The following is a 16,416-nucleotide window of genomic DNA, read 5'->3' as shown; positions in this document are numbered from 1 at the left end:
GGGCCTTCGGCGTTGTGTACGCACGAACGCACGTGGCAAAGGGCGAGGCCCCGGGGGTGAACCCGGGGCCTCGCCCTGAACGCTGCCGACGCCTACGCCGTACTCCTGGCCATCAGGCCGTCAGTTGTCGTCCTCGTCGATCAGGAAGCCCCGCATGGGCGAGGGCGCCTGACCCATCGGCGACGGGCCCTGCGGACGCACCGGCGCCATCGGCTGGGTCATCGCCGGGGACATCTGCTGCTGGCCACCGTAGGACGGAGCGGACGGCGAGGGGGGGCCGCCCATCGTCTGGTTGCCGCCGTAGGACGGGGCGCTCGCGCCGGCCGGTGCCATGGAAGGCGCCGGGGACGGCGGGAGGGACGCGGTCGCGGGAGTACGCGGCGGCGCCAGCGAGTCGTCGGCCTGGGTCTCCAGCTGACGCAGCTGCGACTCCAGGTACGACTTCAGGCGCGTGCGGTACTCGCGCTCGAAGCCGCGCAGGTCCTCGACCTTGCGCTCCAGCGTGGCGCGGGCGGACTCCAGGGAGCCCATCGCGACGCGGTGCTTCTCCTGCGCGTCCCGCTCCAGGGCGTCGGCCTTGGCACGGGCGTCACGCTCGAGACCCTCGGCACGCGAACGCGCCTCGCCGACGATCTTGTTGGCTTCGGAACGGGCCTCGGCGATCGCCTGGTCGGCGGTCTGCTGGGCCAGCGAGAGGACACGGGCGGCGCTGTCGCCGCCGGGGCCCTGACCGGGGCCGCCCATCGGACCGCCCATGGGGCCGCCCATCGGACCACCCATCTGCTGCTGCATCGGGGGCTGACCCATCGGACCCGGACCCTGGCCCATCGGACCGGGACCACCAGGACCCTGGGGACCACCCTGACCGCCGGGACCGGCGGGCAGCTGCGGGGCACCGCTCGGCAGCTGGGGCGGACCACCCATGGGGCCACCCATCTGCTGCTGCGGCGGGCCCGATATGCCGGCGGGCACGGGACCACCCGGACCTCGCATGCCCTGCTGCTGCTGTTGCTGCTGCTGGTCCTGCTCCGGCGGCTTGCGCATGTTCTGCTGGTTCTGGGCAGCAGCGCGCGTGGCCGCGGCCAGTTTGGCGCGCAGGTCCTCGTTCTCGCGGAGCAGGCGGGTCAGTTCGGCTTCGACCTCGTCGAGGAAGGCATCGACCTCGTCCTCGTCATAGCCTTCTCGGAGGCGGACGGTCGTGAACTGCTTGTTCCGCACGTCCTCGGGGGTCAACGGCATCTCTTCACCTCAACGTAGTCGTCGGCATTCGGCAAGACCATGGTTCACATCGCTCACAGCCGGCTCACGATCGAGATCAGGATGTAGACGATGATCATCAGTACGAAGAAGGACAGGTCGAGCGCCACGCCCCCGAGACGCAGCGGCGGAATGAACCGCCGCAGAAGCTTGAGCGGTGGATCAGTGACAGTGTAGGTGGCCTCCAGAACGACCACCATCGCCTTGCCGGGTTGCCATGAGCGGGCGAACTGGAAGACGTAGTCCATGACCAACCGGAAGATGAGCACGATGAGGAAGCACATCAGCGCGATGTAGACGACATCCAGAACCACGCTCATGACCTCTTGCTTCCCTCTCCCCTGTGCCCTGCTGTGTAGTGCTGTGTACTGATGTTTCCGGTGGTGCGTCTCAGCTCTGGTTGAAGAACCCGCCCTCTGCGATGCGGGCCTTGTCCTCCGCCGTGACATCGACGTTAGCAGGCGACAACAGGAACACCTTCTGCGTCACCCGCTCGATGCTGCCGTGAAGACCAAACACCAAACCGGCCGCAAAGTCGACAAGTCGCTTCGCGTCTGTGTCATCCATCTCAGTCAGATTCATGATCACCGGGGTGCCCTCACGGAAGTGTTCCCCGATGGTACGGGCCTCGTTGTAGGTCCGCGGGTGGAGCGTGGTGATCCGGTAAGGCTCTCGTTCCGACACGACCTTGGGCATGATCACCGGTGCGTTCTTCTCCAGGCTTGCGCGTTCTTGTGTGATGGATGCCACGGGCGCGATGCGCGCCGGGCGGCTGGATTCCGCGGGGAGCGAAGCGGGACGGGGGGCCGGCTCGCGAGGTGCGGGCGCTTGTGCGACTCGTACCTCTTCGTCCCTTTGGGGCTGATGTGAGACATGCGGCTGGTGGGACGGCTCGTGCCGACGGTGGTCCCGCTCGGGTTCCGGGTCCAGTTCGGGTTCGAAGTCGTCGTCGGGGTCGAATCCGCGGCCGTCGTACCCATCGTCCTCCACGAGGCCGAGGTAGACCGCCATCTTGCGCATCGCGCCGGCCATGCTCTGAGTCCTCCGCTCTGTGGTGGATCGGCTGACGACTGCCAAGTGCCCGCGATCCACGTGGTCCTTGAATCCGCCTTTCGGCGGCAATGACCATATTTTCTGCTGTGGTCCGACTTCTTGGCGACGTTACCCGAGCCTGGGGCGGACTCCGAGTACCGCGCTGCCGACGCGCACATGTGTCGCTCCGGCCGCAACAGCCTGTTCGAGGTCCGCACTCATCCCTGCCGAGACCATGGTGGCAGCCGGATGACTCCGGCGCAGGTCGGTCGACAAATCCATCAACCGCTCGAACGCCGCCTGTTCGCGTCCCGCGTACTCGCCGGTGAGCGGTGCGACGGTCATCAGACCGTCGAGCCGCAGACCCGGTGCGCCGGCCACGAGGCCGGCCAACTCCTCGACGCCTTCGGGGGCCACGCCTCCGCGCTCGCCCCGCCCGCTCACCCCGGCGTCGAGCGCGACCTGGAGCAGGCACCCCAGCTCGCGCCCGGCCCGCTCGGCCTCCTTCGACAGCGCGGTGACGAGCCGGGAACGGTCGACGGACTGCACGAAATCCGCGTAATTGGCCACGGATCGCACCTTGTTGGTCTGGAGTTGACCCACGAAGTGCCATGTCAGGGGCAGATCCGCGCACGCGGCGGCCTTGGGCGCCGCGTCCTGGTCGCGGTTCTCGGCGACGTGGCGCACGCCGAGTTCCGCGAGGATCCGCACGTCACTGGCGGGGTAGGTCTTGGTGACCACGATCAGGGTCACGTCCTCGCGCGGGCGCCCCGCGGCCGCGCACGCGCCGGCGATGCGCCGCTCCACTTTCGCCAGATTCGCGGCGAGTTCGTCCTTACGGTCCGTCATGTCCTGTCAGTCCAGCCACACATAGCCCGCGAGCCGCCCCGTGGTGCGGTCGCGCCGGTACGAGAAGTGATCGCGCGATTCCAGCGTGCACACCGGCGACCGCTCCCGGTCGCGCACCCCGAGCCGGTCCAGCTGGGCGTGCACTCCGGCGCTCACGTCGACCGCCGGCGTGCCCCAGCTCGTCTCGGCGTACGCCGCCGGCTCGACGGCGGACACCTCGGCGCGCATCTCCTCGGGCACTTCGTAACACCGGCCGCACACGGTGGGTCCGGTGCGGGCGACGATCCGGGAGGGGTCGGCGCCCAGGTCCGTCATCGCGCGCAGCGCGGCCGGGACCACGCCGGCGATCATGCCGGGGCGGCCCGCGTGGGCCGCGGCGGCGATCCCGGCGACGGGGTCTGCCAGCAGCACCGGCACACAGTCGGCGGTGAGCACCGCGAGGGCGAGCCCGCGCCGCGTGGTGACGATCGCGTCGACCGACGGGATCTCCGGCGAAGATCCCCAGGGTTCGTCCACGACCACCACGTCCGCCCCGTGCACCTGGTTCATCCAGACCACCCGGTCCGGTCCGAGGCCCAGGGACTTGGCGGCCAGCTCCCGGTTGGTGCGTACGGCGCCGGGGTCGTCACCGACCGCTCCGCCGAGGTTGAGCTCCTCATACGGAGCGGCGCTCACCCCGCCCCACCGGTCGGTGAAGGCGAAGTGCGCGCCGCTCACGCTCTCGCGCTGTCCTATCACGTCAGAAGGATCACTTGAGGAAGTCCGGTACGTCCAGTTCCTCGGCCGCGCTGTCCGAGTAGGTGCGCGGCGCCGGCGGGACCGGCGGGGCGACCGGGATGTCCTCGACCGGCTTCGGAGCGGGCTCCGTGTCCTCCTTCGGCTTCACACTGCCGAGCGAGCCGAAGGTCGGGCGGCTCTCGGTCTGGCGTGCCGGGGCCGGCTCCTCGCGCTTGGCCGAGGCCGAGCCGATCACGTTCTCCCGGCGGGCCGGGGGCTGGCCCCCGTCGAAGCCGGCGGCGATCACGGTGACCCGGACCTCGTCGCCGAGGGCGTCGTCGATGACCGCGCCGAAGATGATGTTGGCCTCGGGGTGGGCGGCCTCACTGACCAGCTGGGCGGCCTCGTTGATCTCGAACAGGCCGAGGTCGGAGCCGCCGGAGATGGAGAGCAGCACCCCGCGGGCGCCGTCGATGGACGCCTCCAGCAGCGGCGAGGAGATCGCCATCTCGGCGGCGGCCACCGCGCGGTCGTCGCCGCGGGCGGAGCCGATGCCCATCAGGGCCGAGCCGGCCTCGGACATGACCGACTTGACGTCGGCGAAGTCGAGGTTGATCAGGCCGGGGGTGGTGATGAGGTCGGTGATGCCCTGCACACCGGAGAGCAGGACCTGGTCGGCCGACTTGAAGGCGTCGAGCACCGAGACCTGGCGGTCCGAGATGGACAGCAGCCGGTCGTTCGGGATGACGATGAGGGTGTCGACCTCTTCGCGGAGCTCGGCGATGCCGTCCTCGGCCTGGTTCGCGCGGCGCCGCCCCTCGAAGGTGAACGGGCGCGTGACCACACCGATGGTGAGGGCACCGAGCGAGCGGGCGATGTTGGCCACGACGGGCGCGCCGCCGGTGCCGGTGCCGCCGCCTTCACCGGCTGTCACGAAGACCATGTCGGCCCCCTTGAGGACCTCCTCGATCTCCTCGCGGTGGTCCTCGGCGGCCTTGCGGCCCACGGCCGGGTTGGCTCCGGCGCCGAGTCCGCGGGTGAGTTCACGGCCGACGTCCAGCTTGACGTCGGCGTCGCTCATCAACAGGGCTTGCGCGTCGGTGTTGATGGCGATGAACTCGACGCCCTTGAGACCGACCTCGATCATCCGGTTGATGGCATTGACACCACCGCCGCCGACACCGATGACTTTGATGACTGCGAGGTAGTTCTGCGGTGCTGCCACGTCGAAGGCCTCTCGCCTCGAGTTACGTGTCGCCGGATCCCCGTGACGCCCTGCGCCCCGCGACCCGACGACTGATGCCGAATGGGACGGTCCGTATCGCCGACCCGAACCCTAACCCTGAAGTTTAGGGTTACCAGTGTGTCCGTTCCTTGGAGTCTTCTGAACAGGACACTAAGTCGACAAGTGGCGCACGTTCAACGAACACGCCGAACCTCCCGTTTTTCTTTTCACCCTATGTGATCAGCCGTAGCACTGCCCAACCAGGGTGCTGGCCTGCGCGGATGTGCGTCAACTCCCTGATGACGCGGGCGCGGTGGGGACGCTCACGTCGAAGTGCCGGGCATCGCGCGTGGCTTTCATCAGGGCGGTCAGCGCACGGGCCTTCGCGGCCCCCTTCTCACTGCTGCCCCACATGACCGTACGGCCGTCCTTCAGCTCCAGCGAGATGCCGTCGTAGGAACGGACCTTGACGGTCCGTGTGGCGCGGGCGACCGCGGCCGGAACGGCGCGGGCGACCCCGACCGCCTCGCGCACCAGCCGGGGCTCGCCGAAGCGGCGCAGGCCGGCGGCGGCCGAACCGGAGCGCGACAGCGTCAATTCCAGGGCGGGCACGCCTTTGGGCGCCTCGGAAACCGTGGCGAAACGGACACCTTCATCGTCCACTTCGACGAACTTTCCGCCCTTCTGGACAATCAGAACCGGAGTCCGCTCGACCACTTTCAGGTCGATTCCGTGGGGCCAGGAGCGGACCACGTCAACCGCGTCGATTCGGGGCAATTTCCGGCGCAGTCGCGTCTCGATGGCGTCGGTGTCGACGGAAATCAGCGGCTCCCCGAGGGGAACCTCGGCGGCCGCCCTGACCTGAGCCGTCGTCAGGACCCGGGTCCCCGACACCGAGACCTTCTCGGCGCGCAGCCAGTCGGATCCGTAGAACAGCCACAGGGCCGGGATGCCGACGAAGACCACGGCCAGGCCCAGGATGACGATCACACGAACGTGGCGCCGCCTCAGACGCCTGACGGGAGGCGGGCCGGACGACTTCTGCTGGCGTTCACCGCGCTCGGCGGTGGTCGATCCGGCCACGCTCCCCTGCCTTCCGTCATACGGGCCTAGCGGTGTGCACGAGCGGCGGCGATCGCCTCGTACACCATGCCGACGAGCAGGTCGTCGGCGTCCCTGCGGCCGAACTCGGCGGCGGCGCGGGACATCTGGTACAGCCGGTGCGGGTCGGCGAGCACGGGCAGGACGTTCTGCTGGACCCACTCGGGGGTCAGCTCCGCGTCGTCGACCAGCAGTCCGCCGCCGGCCTTGACCACCGGCTGGGCGTTGAGCCGCTGTTCGCCGTTGCCGATGGGCAGCGGGACGTAAGCGGCCGGGAGCCCGACGGCGGAGAGTTCGGCGACGGTCATCGCGCCCGCGCGGCAGAGCATCATGTCGGCCGCGGCGTACGCGAGGTCCATCCGGTCCAGGTAACTTACCGGGATGTAGGGGGGCATCCCCGGCATCTGCTGGACCTGCGGCAGTTCGTTCTTCGGGCCGACCGCGTGCAGGATCTGGATGCCCGCCTGCTGGAGCCAGGGGGCGACCGTCTGCACGACCTCGTTGAGGCGGCGCGCGCCCTGGGAGCCGCCGGAGACCAGCAGCGTGGGCAGGTTCGGGTCGAGCCCGAACGCGGCCCGGGCCTCGGGGCGTACGGCGGCGCGGTCCAGGGTGGCGATGGAGCGGCGCAGCGGGATGCCGATGTAGCGGGCGCCGCGCAGCTTGCTGTCCGGCGTGGAGACGGCGACCTGGCTGGCGTAGCGCGAGCCGATCTTGTTGGCCAGGCCCGGGCGGGCGTTGGCCTCGTGGATGACGATCGGCACACCGAGGCGCTTGGCCGCGAGGTAGCCGGGCAGGGCGACGTAGCCGCCGAAGCCGACCACGGCGTCCGCCTTGGTGCGCTCCAGGATCTGCTCGGTCGCCTTGATGGTGCCGCGCAGCCGGCCCGGCACGGTGATCAGCTCGGGGGTGGGCTTGCGTGGCAGCGGTACGGCGGGGATCAGCGCGAGTTCGTAGCCGCGCTCGGGTACGAGACGCGTCTCCAGGCCTCGCTCCGTGCCCAGGGCCGTGATGCCCACGGTCGGGTCCTGCCTGCGCAGGGCGTCCGCGAGGGCGAGCGCGGGCTCGATGTGGCCCGCGGTTCCTCCGCCGGCGAGTACGACATGCACCGAAATTCACCGCTCTCCGGACGGACGCGCCGCCGTGGCGCGCCGTCGCATCGTGTTCCATCTCCGGGGGCTCCGACCCGAACCGGTTCCCCCGGCCCCCCGCTTTCTACCAAAGCGAGGTTGCCGCATCGCAAGCGCTGCCCGCGCAGCGGGCTCGTCGCGCGCGAAGGCGATCAGGAGCCCGATGGCGAACATGGTCGGCAGCAGGGCGGATCCTCCGTAGGAGAACAGCGGGAGAGGCACGCCGGCGATCGGCAGCAGACCGAGCACCGCACCGATGTTGATCACGGCCTGGGCCGTGATCCAGGTGGTCACGCCTCCCGCGGCATACCTCACGAACGGGTCCTCCGTGCGTCCGGCCACGCGGATACCCGCATAGCCTAGAGCCGCGAAGAGGGCGAGGACCGACAGCGTCCCCGCGAGGCCCAGTTCCTCACCGGTGACGGCGAAGATGAAGTCGGTGTGGGCTTCGGGTAGTTGGCCCCATTTCTCCACACTCGCACCCAGCCCGGAGCCGAAGATCCCACCGGAGGCGAGGGCGTAGATGCCGTGCACGGCCTGCCAGCAGTCGACGGGTCCGGACTGGGGTTCGGTGGCGCCGAGGCACTGCAGGCGGGCCATGCGGTTGGGGCTGGTCTTGATGAGGATCAGGCCGAGCACGGCGGCGACCGACAGGACGCCGGCGAACAGCCGCGTGGGCGCGCCGGCCAGCCACAGCAGGCCGAACAGGATGGCCGTGAGGATGATCGCCGTGCCCATGTCGCCGCCGATCATGATCAGTCCGAGCAGCATGAAGGCCGCCGGGACCAGCGGAACGAGCATGTGCTTCCACTGGGTCAGCAGCCTCTTGTCCTGCTTGCGGGCGAGCAGGTCGGCGCCCCACAGCACCAGCGCGAGCTTGCCGAACTCGCTGGGCTGGATCTGGAAGGAGCCGCCGACGGCGATCCAGTTCTGGTTGCCGTTGACCGAGACCCCTATCCCGGGCACCTGCACCAGGGCCATGAGGAAGACGGCGCCCGCGAGGATGGGGTAGGCCAGCGCCCGGTGGAGTTTCACCGGCATGCGTGAGGCGGCGAACAGCAGACCGGCGCCGATGACCGCCGCGAGCAGCTGCTTGCGGAAGAAGTACGAGCCGGGCAGCGACATCTGCAGCGCGGTGATCTGGGAGGCCGAGTAGACCATCACCAGGCCCAGCACGGTGATCAGCAGACTGCCGCCGAAGATCAGGTAGTAGGCGGTCAGCGGCCGGTCCCAGCCCCGGCGGGCGCGGGTGTAGAGGCCGAGGACGCCGTTCTCCCGCGGGAGCCGGGTCGCGGCGGGGCGCTTGGGGGCGCGCGGGGCCGGGGGCCGTCCGGTGCGGCTGGTGGGCATCGCCGCTCACCCCGCCTTGCCGGAGGGGGACGTCGTGCCGCGCACGCTCCCCGGCCGCTCGGGCACCAGCCACATCCGTGTCACGTGTCCCTCCCAGGTACGCCCGGCGGCACCGCCGGGCGAGGCGGACCCGGGTCAGCCCTCGACGGAGCCCAGTTCGCGAACGGCGTCCGCGAAAGCGTCCCCGCGCTTGTTGTAGTTGGCGAACATGTCCATGGAAGCGCAGGCCGGGGCCAGCAGCACCGTGTCGCCCGCCTGCGCGAGCCCTCGCGCCTCGTGGACCGCCGCGCGCATCGCCCCAGTGTCGGTCCGGTCGAGGTCGACGACGGGTACTTCCGGGGCGTGTCGCGCCAGGGCTTCGCGGATCAGGGCGCGGTCCGCGCCGATCAGCACGACGCCGCGCAGCCGCTTCGCCGACTTGGCGACCAGTTCGTCGAAGGTCGCGCCCTTGGCGAGTCCGCCCGCGATCCACACGATCGACTCGTAGGCCGCCAACGAGGCCTCCGCGGCGTGGGTGTTGGTCGCCTTGGAGTCGTCGACGAAGGCGACCCCGTCCACGTCCGCGATGTGCGCGATGCGGTGGGCGTCCGGGGTGAAGGCCCGAAGGCCGTCCCGGACGGCCCTGGCGGGCACGCCGTAGGCGCGGGCGAGGGCCGCCGCGGCGAGGGCGTTGGCGATGTTGTGCGGGGCCGGCGGGTCGACGTCCGCGACCTCGGCGAGCTCCTGGGCGTTCTTCTGCCGGTTCTCGACGAAGGCGCGGTCGACCAGGATGCCTTCCACGACGCCGAGTTGGGAGGGGCCGGGCGTGCCGAGGGTGAAGCCGATGGCCCGGCAGCCCTCCTCCACGTCGGCCTCGCGGACCAGGTCCTCGGTGGCCTTGTCGGCCACGTTGTAGACGCAGGCGACCCGATTGCCCTCGTAGATACGGCCCTTGTCCTTGGCGTAGGCCTCCATGGAGCCGTGCCAGTCGAGGTGGTCGGGGGCGAGGTTGAGCACGGCCGCGGAGTGGGCGCGCAGGGAGGGCGCCCAGTGCAGCTGGTAGCTGGACAGTTCCACGGCCAGGACGTCGTACGTCTCCTCGCCGAGCACCGCGTCCAGCAGGGAGACGCCGATGTTGCCGACGGCGGCGGTGCGCAGGCCCGCCGCCTTCAGGATCGAGGCGAGCATCTGGACGGTCGTGGTCTTGCCGTTGGTGCCCGTGACGGCGAGCCAGGGCGCGGCGTCGGGGCCGCGCAGGCGCCAGGCCAGTTCGACGTCGCCCCACACCGGGACGCCCGCCTGCTCCGCCGCCCCGAACAGCGGCTTGTCCGGCTTCCAGCCGGGGGCGGTGACGATCAGCTCGGTGCCCTCCGGCAGGGTGTCGCCGTCGCCGAGGCGCACGGTGATGCCGAGCGCCTCCAGTTCGGCCGCCTGCGCCCGCGCGCGCTCGTCGGCGCCGTCGTTGACGACCGTGACGGTCGCGCCGAGGCCGTGCAGCACCTTGGCCGCCGGGACGCCGGAGACGCCGAGTCCGGCGACGGTGACGTGCTTGCCCTGGAAGTCGAAGGGCTCCGAGGAGGTCACTTGTCCGCTGCCCATCCTGCGTAGAAGAGGCCGAGTCCGACGATCACACAAATGCCCTGGATGATCCAGAAGCGGACCACGACTAGCACTTCGGACCAGCCCTTGAGTTCGAAGTGGTGCTGCAGTGGCGCCATCCGGAAGACGCGCTTGCCGGTGAGGCGGAACGAACCGACCTGGATCACCACGGACATGGTGATCAGGACGAACAGGCCGCCGAGGATGGCGAGCAGCAGCTCGGTGCGCGAGCAGATCGCGAGGCCGGCGAGCACACCGCCGAGCGCGAGCGAACCGGTGTCGCCCATGAAGATCTTGGCCGGTGAGGTGTTCCACCACAGGAAGCCCAGGCAGGCGCCCATCAGCGCGGAGGCGACCACCGCGAGGTCGAGCGGGTCGCGGACCTCGTAACAGGCCCCCGGGTTGGTCAGGGTGCCCGCGTTGGCGCAGGACTCCTGGAACTGCCAGACGCCGATGAAGGTGTAGGCGCCGAAGACGAGCACCGAGGCACCGGTGGCGAGTCCGTCCAGACCGTCGGTCAGGTTCACGCCGTTGGACATCGCGAGGATCATGAACAGCGCCCAGACCACGAACAGCACCGGGCCGATCGTCCAGCCGAAGTCCGTGATGAACGACAGCTTGGTGGAGGCCGGGGTGTTGCCGCGGTTGTCCGCGAACTGCAGGGACAGCACGGCGAAGCCGATGCCGACGATCAGCTGGCCGGCCATCTTCGCCTTGGCCCGCAGGCCCAGCGAACGCCGCTTGACGATCTTGATGTAGTCGTCGAGGAAGCCGACCAGGCCCATGCCGACCATCAGGCCGAGCACCAGCAGACCCGAGAAGGTCGGCGCCGCGTCGGCCTTCGGATCCACATAGCCCGTGATGACCTTGGCCAGGAAGTACGCGGCCACCGTCGCCAGGATGAACGCGATGCCGCCCATGGTCGGCGTACCGCGCTTGCTGGCGTGCTCGCGCGGGCCGTCGTCACGGATGTACTGCCCGTAGCCCTTGCGCGCGAGCAGCTTGATCAGCAGCGGGGTGCCGACCAGCGTGAGAAACAGGCCAATGACTCCTGCGAACAGGATCTGCTTCATCATCGGGCGGCAACCTCACCCTCGGCACCGGTCTCCAGCAGCGCCTGGGCAACGCTCTCGAGCCCGACCGAACGGGACGCCTTCACGAGCACGACGTCCCCCGGGCGCAACTCGCTGCGCAACAGGTCGACCGCCGCCTGTGCGTCGGACACGTGCACCGACTCCTCACCCCACGAACCCTCGTTATATGCGCCCAGTTGCAGCCAGGCGGCTTCCCTGCCACCGACCGCGACGAGCTTGCTGACGTTGAGCCGGACGGCGAGCCGTCCGACCGCGTCGTGCTCGGCGAGAGCCTCGTCCCCGAGCTCGGCCATCTTGCCGAGCACCGCCCACGTACGGCGTCCCTTGCCCATGGCCGCCAGCGCGCGCAGAGCGGCCTTCATGGACTCGGGGTTCGCGTTGTAGGCGTCGTTGACGACCGTCACGCCGTCCGGGCGCTCGGTGACCTCCATCCGCCAGCGGGAGAGGGAGCCCGCCTCGGAGAGCGCGACGGCGATCTCGTCTGCGGACATGCCCAACTCGTGGGCGACGGCGGCCGCGGCGAGCGCGTTCGACACGTGGTGCTCACCGTACAGGCGCATGGTCACATCGCTTGCACCGGAGGGTGTGTGAAGCCTGAACGCGGGCTGTCCGGTGTCCGTGAGTCGCACGTTCTCGGCGCGAACGTCCGCTTCGCCGGACTCTCCGAAAAAGACCACCTTCGCCTTCGTACGGGAGGCCATGGCCCGTACGTAGGGGTCGTCCGCGTTGAGGACGGCCGTTCCGCCGTCGGCAGCGGACGGCAGGGACTCCACGAGTTCGCCCTTGGCCTGGGCGATCTGCTCGCGGCCGCCGAACTCCCCGATGTGGGCGGAGCCGACGTTGAGCACCAGGCCGATCCGCGGCGGGGTCAGTTCCGTGAGGTAGCGGATGTGCCCGATGCCGCGGGCGCCCATCTCCAGGACGAGGAACCTCGTCTCCTCGGTGGCGCTGAGCGCGGTGAGCGGCAGCCCGATCTCGTTGTTGAGGGAGCCGGGCGTGAACACCGTGGGCGCCTTGCGCTGGAGCACCTGCGCGATGAGGTCCTTGGTGCTGGTCTTGCCCGCCGAGCCGGTGAGGGCGACGAGGGTGGCGCCGAGGCGGGCGACGACGTGCCGTGCGAGGGCGCCGAGAGCGGTCTGCACGTCGTCCACGACGATCGCGGGAACGCCGACGGGGCGGGTGCCGAGCACGGCCACCGCTCCCGCCTCGACGACCGCCGCCGCGAAGTCGTGGCCGTCGACGCGCTCGCCGGCGAAGGCCACGAACAGGCAGCCGGGCCCGGCCTCGCGGGAGTCCCGGACCACCGGGCCGGTGACCTGGACGGACGGATCCGGTATGTCGTGCGTCTGCCCGCCGACGACTTCTGCGATCTCGGCGAGGGAGAGGGCGATCACAAGTTCATCCCCTGGGTCTTCTGGATTTTCATCCCTGGGTCTTCTGGATGGCTTCGCGCAGCACCTGGCGGTCGTCGAACGGACGGACCACACCGGCGATGTCCTGGCCCTGCTCGTGGCCCTTGCCCGCGACCAGCACGGTGTCACCGGGCTCGGCGCGCGCCACGGCGGCGGCGATCGCGGCGGCCCGGTCCTCGAAGACCTGCACCTCGCCGCGCTCGTGCGCGGGCACGGAGGCCGCGCCCTGCAGCATCGTGGCGAGGATCGCGAGGGGGTCCTCGGAGCGGGGGTTGTCGGAGGTCAGTACGGCGGTGTCGGCGAGCCGCGCGGCGGCCGCGCCCATGGGCCCGCGCTTGGTGGTGTCCCGGTCGCCGCCGCAGCCGAGGACGATGTGCAGCCTGCCCTCGGTGACCTTGCGCAGCGCCCGCAGCACCGACTCCACGGCGTCGGTCTTGTGGGCGTAGTCGACGACCGCGAGGTACGGCTGCCCGGCGTCCACGCGCTCCAGGCGGCCCGGCACGCCGGGGACGGCGGCGACACCGTCGGCCGCGGACTGCGGGTCCAGGCCGGCCACGGCGAGGGCGACGATCGCGGCGAGGGTGTTGGCCACGTTGAAGGGGCCCGGGAGCGGCGACGTGGCGCTGATCCGCTCGCCCTTGGGCCCGACGGCGGTGAACGTCGAGTCCAGCCGCCCGATCCGCACGTCCTCGGCGCGCCAGTCGGCGTCGGGGTGGCCCTCGGCGGAGTAGGTGACGACCGGGACGGTGGCTTCCTTCGCCAGCCTGCGGCCGTACTCGTCGTCGACGTTGACCACGCCGAGCCTGCTCCGCTGCGGCGTGAACAGCTGCGCCTTCGCCTGGAAGTAGTCCTCCATGCCGGAGTGGAACTCCATGTGCTCCGGGCTCAGGTTGGTGAAGACGCCGATGTCGAAGACACAGCCGTCGACCCGGCCCAGCACCAGGGCGTGGCTGGAGACCTCCATGGCGACCGCGTCGACGCCGCGTTCGCGCATGACGGCGAACAGGGCCTGCAGGTCGGTGGCTTCGGGGGTGGTCCGCTCGGACTTGATGCGCTCGTCGCCGATGCGCATCTCGACCGTGCCGACCAGGCCGGTGGACCTGACGGTCCTCAGGCCGCCCTCGACGAGGTAGGCGGTGGTGGTCTTGCCGGAGGTGCCGGTGATGCCGATCTGGAGCAGATCCCGGCCGGGGTGGCCGTAGATCGTGGCGGCCAGTTCGCCCATCCGCCCGCGCGGGTCGTCGACGACCAGGACGGGCAGCCCGGACGCGGCGGCGCGTTCGGCGCCGGACGGGTCGGTCAGCACGGCGGCGGCGCCGAGGCCCGCGGCCTGGTTGACGAAGTCCGCGCCGTGCAGGCGGGCGCCCGGGAGGGCGGCGTACAGGTCACCGGGGCGCACGGCACGGGAGTCGTGGGTGATGCCCGTGACCTCGGCGGCACCCCGGGGCACGGGAGCACCCAGCTGACCGGCGAGTTCCGCGAGGGGTGTGGCGGAGACCTGCACCGGCCTGGGCGGCCCGGGGTATGTCACGGGATGGCCCTTCTGGGTGGTTTGGGACTGATCAGCGTGTGGCACGGCGGTGAGCGTACCGGGCGTACCCGCCTCCGGGCGAAGCGAGGGGCGGGGGGTGCTCTGGTTCCCGGGGTCGGGGGTGATCGTTGTCACGAGGTGGTTCCTGGCGGTTCGGGTGCCGGCCGGCGATCGCGGCCGGTCAGCGCTGGAAGGTGACCGGGAGCCTGGCGGGCTCGGCTCCGGTCGGCGGGACCTGGAGGGACTTCAGTGCGAACTCCATGACCTTCTTGTAGACGGGTCCGCAGATCTGCCCGCCGAAGTAGCTGCCCTGGGTGGCGTTCTGGATGGCGCAGTAGACGGTGACGCGGGGCTTGTCGGCGGGTGCGAAGCCGGCGAACGAGGAGGTGTAGCCGTGGTACTTGCCGGTGGCCGGATCCACGCGGTTGGCCGTGCCCGTCTTGCCCGCGACGCGGTAGCCGGGGATGCGCGCCTTGGTGCCGGTGCCCTCCTCGTCGTCCACGACGGACTCCAGCATCCGGGCGAGGGTCTTCGCCGTCTCCTCGCTCACGACCCGTGTCTTCCGGGGCTCGGGAGCGGGTGTGAAGCGGCCGTCGGGCCCCTTGGTGCCGCGGACGAGCGTGGGTTCGACGCGCACGCCGCCGTTGGCGATGGTCGAGTACACGGAGGCGGCCTGCATGGCGTTGATGGAGACGCCCTGGCCGAAAGGGATCGTGTACTGCTGCGAGGTCGACCACTTGTCGGGCGGGGCGAGGATGCCCTTGGTCTCGCCGGGGAAGCCGAGGCCGGTGTAACTGCCGAGGCCGAACTTGCGCAGGTAGTCGTAGAGGACCTTGTTGGCCTGCGCCTGCGTCTTGCCGAGCTGGCCGGTGGCGAGGATGGTGCCGATGTTGCTGGACTTGGCGAGGACGCCGTTGAGCGTCAGGTACCAGGTCGGGTGGTCGACGTCGTCCTTGAAGAGCCGGTCGCCGCGGTGCAGCCGGTTGGGCACCACGACGTGGGTCATCGGGGTGGCGGCCCGCTCCTGCAGGACGGCGGCCATCGACATGACCTTGGCGGTGGAACCGGGCTCGAAGGCGTCCTGCAGGGCCGCGTTGCCGAGGGCGGCCGGGTCGGCGTCGGACAGGTCGTTGGGGTCGAACCCGGGCGAGTTGGCCATGGCAAGGATCTGCCCGGTGCGGGTGTCCTGGACGATGACGTAGCCGCGGTCGGCCGCGGACTCCTTCACCTGCTCGGTGATGGCGTTCTGCGCGGCCCACTGGATGTCGCGGTCGATGGTGAGCTCGACGTCGCTGCCGGGCACGGCCGGGGTCTCGGTGGCGCCTCCCGCGGTGGGGACGAGGCGGCCGCCGGACTGGGCGTAGCGGATCTTGCCGTCCTTGCCTGCCAGCCGCCGATTCAGCTGGAGCTCGATGCCGCCGCCGGGCTTGCCCTCGCCGTTGACCCAGCCCAGTATCCCCGCGGCGAGGTCGCCGTTGGGGTACACGCGCTTGCTGGTGGCGACGGAGAAGACGCCCGCGAGCACGTTGTGCACGGACTCGTCCGTCTCCTCCTTCTTCGCCAGCGCGGACTTCAGGTCCTTGATCTGCTTCCAGACCTGCGGGGTCTGGCGGGAGGCCAGTTTGACGTAGCGCAGGGCCTTGTTCTTCGGCCGCAGCTTCTCGACCAGGGTCTCCTGGTCCTGCCCCAGGATCGGCGCGAGGAGGGCCGCCGCCTGCTCGGGCCCGTCGCCGATCTTCAGGTGGCCGGGCGCGAACATGGTCGGGTCGGCGGTGATGTCGTAGGCGTCCTCACTGGTCGCCAGGGCGACTCCGGAGCGGTCGGTGATCTCGCCCCGGTCGGCGGCCAGCACCTGGCCCACGTACCGGTTCTGCTCGGCCTTGGCGGCGTACGTGCTCGCGTCGACGGCCTGCACCTGGAACAGCCGTACGACGAAGGCGATCAGCACGAGCGTGAGCGCGAGCCCGATCAGGCGCAGCCGGGGGCGCGGGCTGCCCAGCCGGAGCGGCTTGGGCGGGACCGGGCGCCCCGGGCCGGGCCGCCGGGCGGGCCGGGCACCGGGCCCGGGGCGGCGCCGGGCGTCCGGGCGGGCGGGCCGGGCGGGGCCGGGCACACGGCGGCGTGGCGGTTCCCTGTCGGACAC

14 protein-coding genes are annotated in these 16,416 nt (G+C 70.6%); all 14 read right to left on the bottom strand.

Features of this window, described 5'->3' with window-relative positions; translation table 11 throughout:
* Nucleotides 1-120: 120 nt before the first annotated feature.
* The 14 genes from ACF07N_RS28325 to ACF07N_RS28260 all read right to left on the bottom strand — a co-directional run bounded on the left by ACF07N_RS28325 (nt 121) and on the right by ACF07N_RS28260 (nt 16,416).
* On the bottom strand, nt 121-1,239 hold the full coding sequence (locus ACF07N_RS28325) for a DivIVA domain-containing protein (protein WP_362280483.1): 1,119 nt from the start codon (nt 1,237-1,239) through the stop codon (nt 121-123).
* Between the two features lie 53 nt (nt 1,240-1,292).
* Nucleotides 1,293-1,577, bottom strand: coding sequence for a YggT family protein (locus tag ACF07N_RS28320; RefSeq protein ID WP_007448661.1), 285 nt, complete (start codon nt 1,575-1,577; stop codon nt 1,293-1,295).
* Between the two features lie 70 nt (nt 1,578-1,647).
* Nucleotides 1,648-2,289, bottom strand: a complete 642-nt coding sequence (locus ACF07N_RS28315) for a cell division protein SepF (RefSeq protein ID WP_392118167.1) — start codon at nt 2,287-2,289, stop codon at nt 1,648-1,650.
* A 129-nt stretch (nt 2,290-2,418) separates the two neighbouring features.
* Nucleotides 2,419-3,138, bottom strand: coding sequence for a YggS family pyridoxal phosphate-dependent enzyme (locus ACF07N_RS28310; protein ID WP_383333185.1), 720 nt, complete (start codon nt 3,136-3,138; stop codon nt 2,419-2,421).
* Between the two features lie 6 nt (nt 3,139-3,144).
* Nucleotides 3,145-3,876, bottom strand: a complete 732-nt coding sequence (gene pgeF, locus ACF07N_RS28305; protein WP_362280474.1) for a peptidoglycan editing factor PgeF — start codon at nt 3,874-3,876, stop codon at nt 3,145-3,147.
* A gap of 10 nt (nt 3,877-3,886) precedes the next feature.
* A complete protein-coding gene (ftsZ, locus tag ACF07N_RS28300; protein ID WP_392118165.1) occupies nt 3,887-5,080 on the bottom strand; it encodes a cell division protein FtsZ in 1,194 nt (397 codons plus the stop codon).
* A 288-nt stretch (nt 5,081-5,368) separates the two neighbouring features.
* Nucleotides 5,369-6,163 carry a cell division protein FtsQ/DivIB gene (locus ACF07N_RS28295; RefSeq protein ID WP_383346468.1) on the bottom strand — a complete coding sequence of 265 codons (795 nt, stop codon included), beginning with the start codon at nt 6,161-6,163 and terminating at the stop codon, nt 5,369-5,371.
* Between the two features lie 26 nt (nt 6,164-6,189).
* Nucleotides 6,190-7,287 (bottom strand): undecaprenyldiphospho-muramoylpentapeptide beta-N-acetylglucosaminyltransferase, encoded by a 1,098-nt coding sequence (gene murG / locus ACF07N_RS28290; RefSeq protein ID WP_010039354.1) that lies wholly within the window; start codon nt 7,285-7,287, stop codon nt 6,190-6,192.
* A 6-nt stretch (nt 7,288-7,293) separates the two neighbouring features.
* A complete protein-coding gene (gene ftsW, locus ACF07N_RS28285) occupies nt 7,294-8,658 on the bottom strand; it encodes a putative lipid II flippase FtsW (protein ID WP_392118162.1) in 1,365 nt (454 codons plus the stop codon).
* Between the two features lie 135 nt (nt 8,659-8,793).
* Nucleotides 8,794-10,236 carry a UDP-N-acetylmuramoyl-L-alanine--D-glutamate ligase gene (gene murD / locus ACF07N_RS28280; protein ID WP_392118159.1) on the bottom strand — a complete coding sequence of 481 codons (1,443 nt, stop codon included), beginning with the start codon at nt 10,234-10,236 and terminating at the stop codon, nt 8,794-8,796.
* Nucleotides 10,218-11,309 carry a phospho-N-acetylmuramoyl-pentapeptide-transferase gene (gene mraY, locus ACF07N_RS28275; RefSeq protein WP_365093066.1) on the bottom strand — a complete coding sequence of 364 codons (1,092 nt, stop codon included), beginning with the start codon at nt 11,307-11,309 and terminating at the stop codon, nt 10,218-10,220. The genes murD and mraY overlap by 19 nt, the downstream gene beginning before the upstream one ends.
* Complete coding sequence (murF, locus tag ACF07N_RS28270; protein ID WP_383333176.1) at nt 11,309-12,724, bottom strand: UDP-N-acetylmuramoyl-tripeptide--D-alanyl-D-alanine ligase; 1,416 nt, start codon at nt 12,722-12,724, stop codon at nt 11,309-11,311. Before murF ends, mraY begins: the two co-directional genes overlap by 1 nt.
* 28 nt (nt 12,725-12,752) lie before the next feature.
* The gene (locus ACF07N_RS28265; protein ID WP_392118156.1) at nt 12,753-14,273 is read right to left on the bottom strand and encodes a UDP-N-acetylmuramoyl-L-alanyl-D-glutamate--2,6-diaminopimelate ligase; all 1,521 of its coding nucleotides are present in this window, start codon (nt 14,271-14,273) and stop codon (nt 12,753-12,755) included.
* 181 nt (nt 14,274-14,454) lie between these two features.
* Nucleotides 14,455-16,416 (bottom strand): peptidoglycan D,D-transpeptidase FtsI family protein, encoded by a 1,962-nt coding sequence (locus ACF07N_RS28260; protein WP_383333171.1) that lies wholly within the window; start codon nt 16,414-16,416, stop codon nt 14,455-14,457.

This window comes from Streptomyces sp. NPDC015242 (genome assembly GCF_043079125.1).
Classification (GTDB): domain Bacteria; phylum Actinomycetota; class Actinomycetes; order Streptomycetales; family Streptomycetaceae; genus Streptomyces.
The sequence above is the reverse complement of the archived record's forward strand: the minus strand, read 5'-3'. Positions and strand labels throughout refer to the sequence as shown.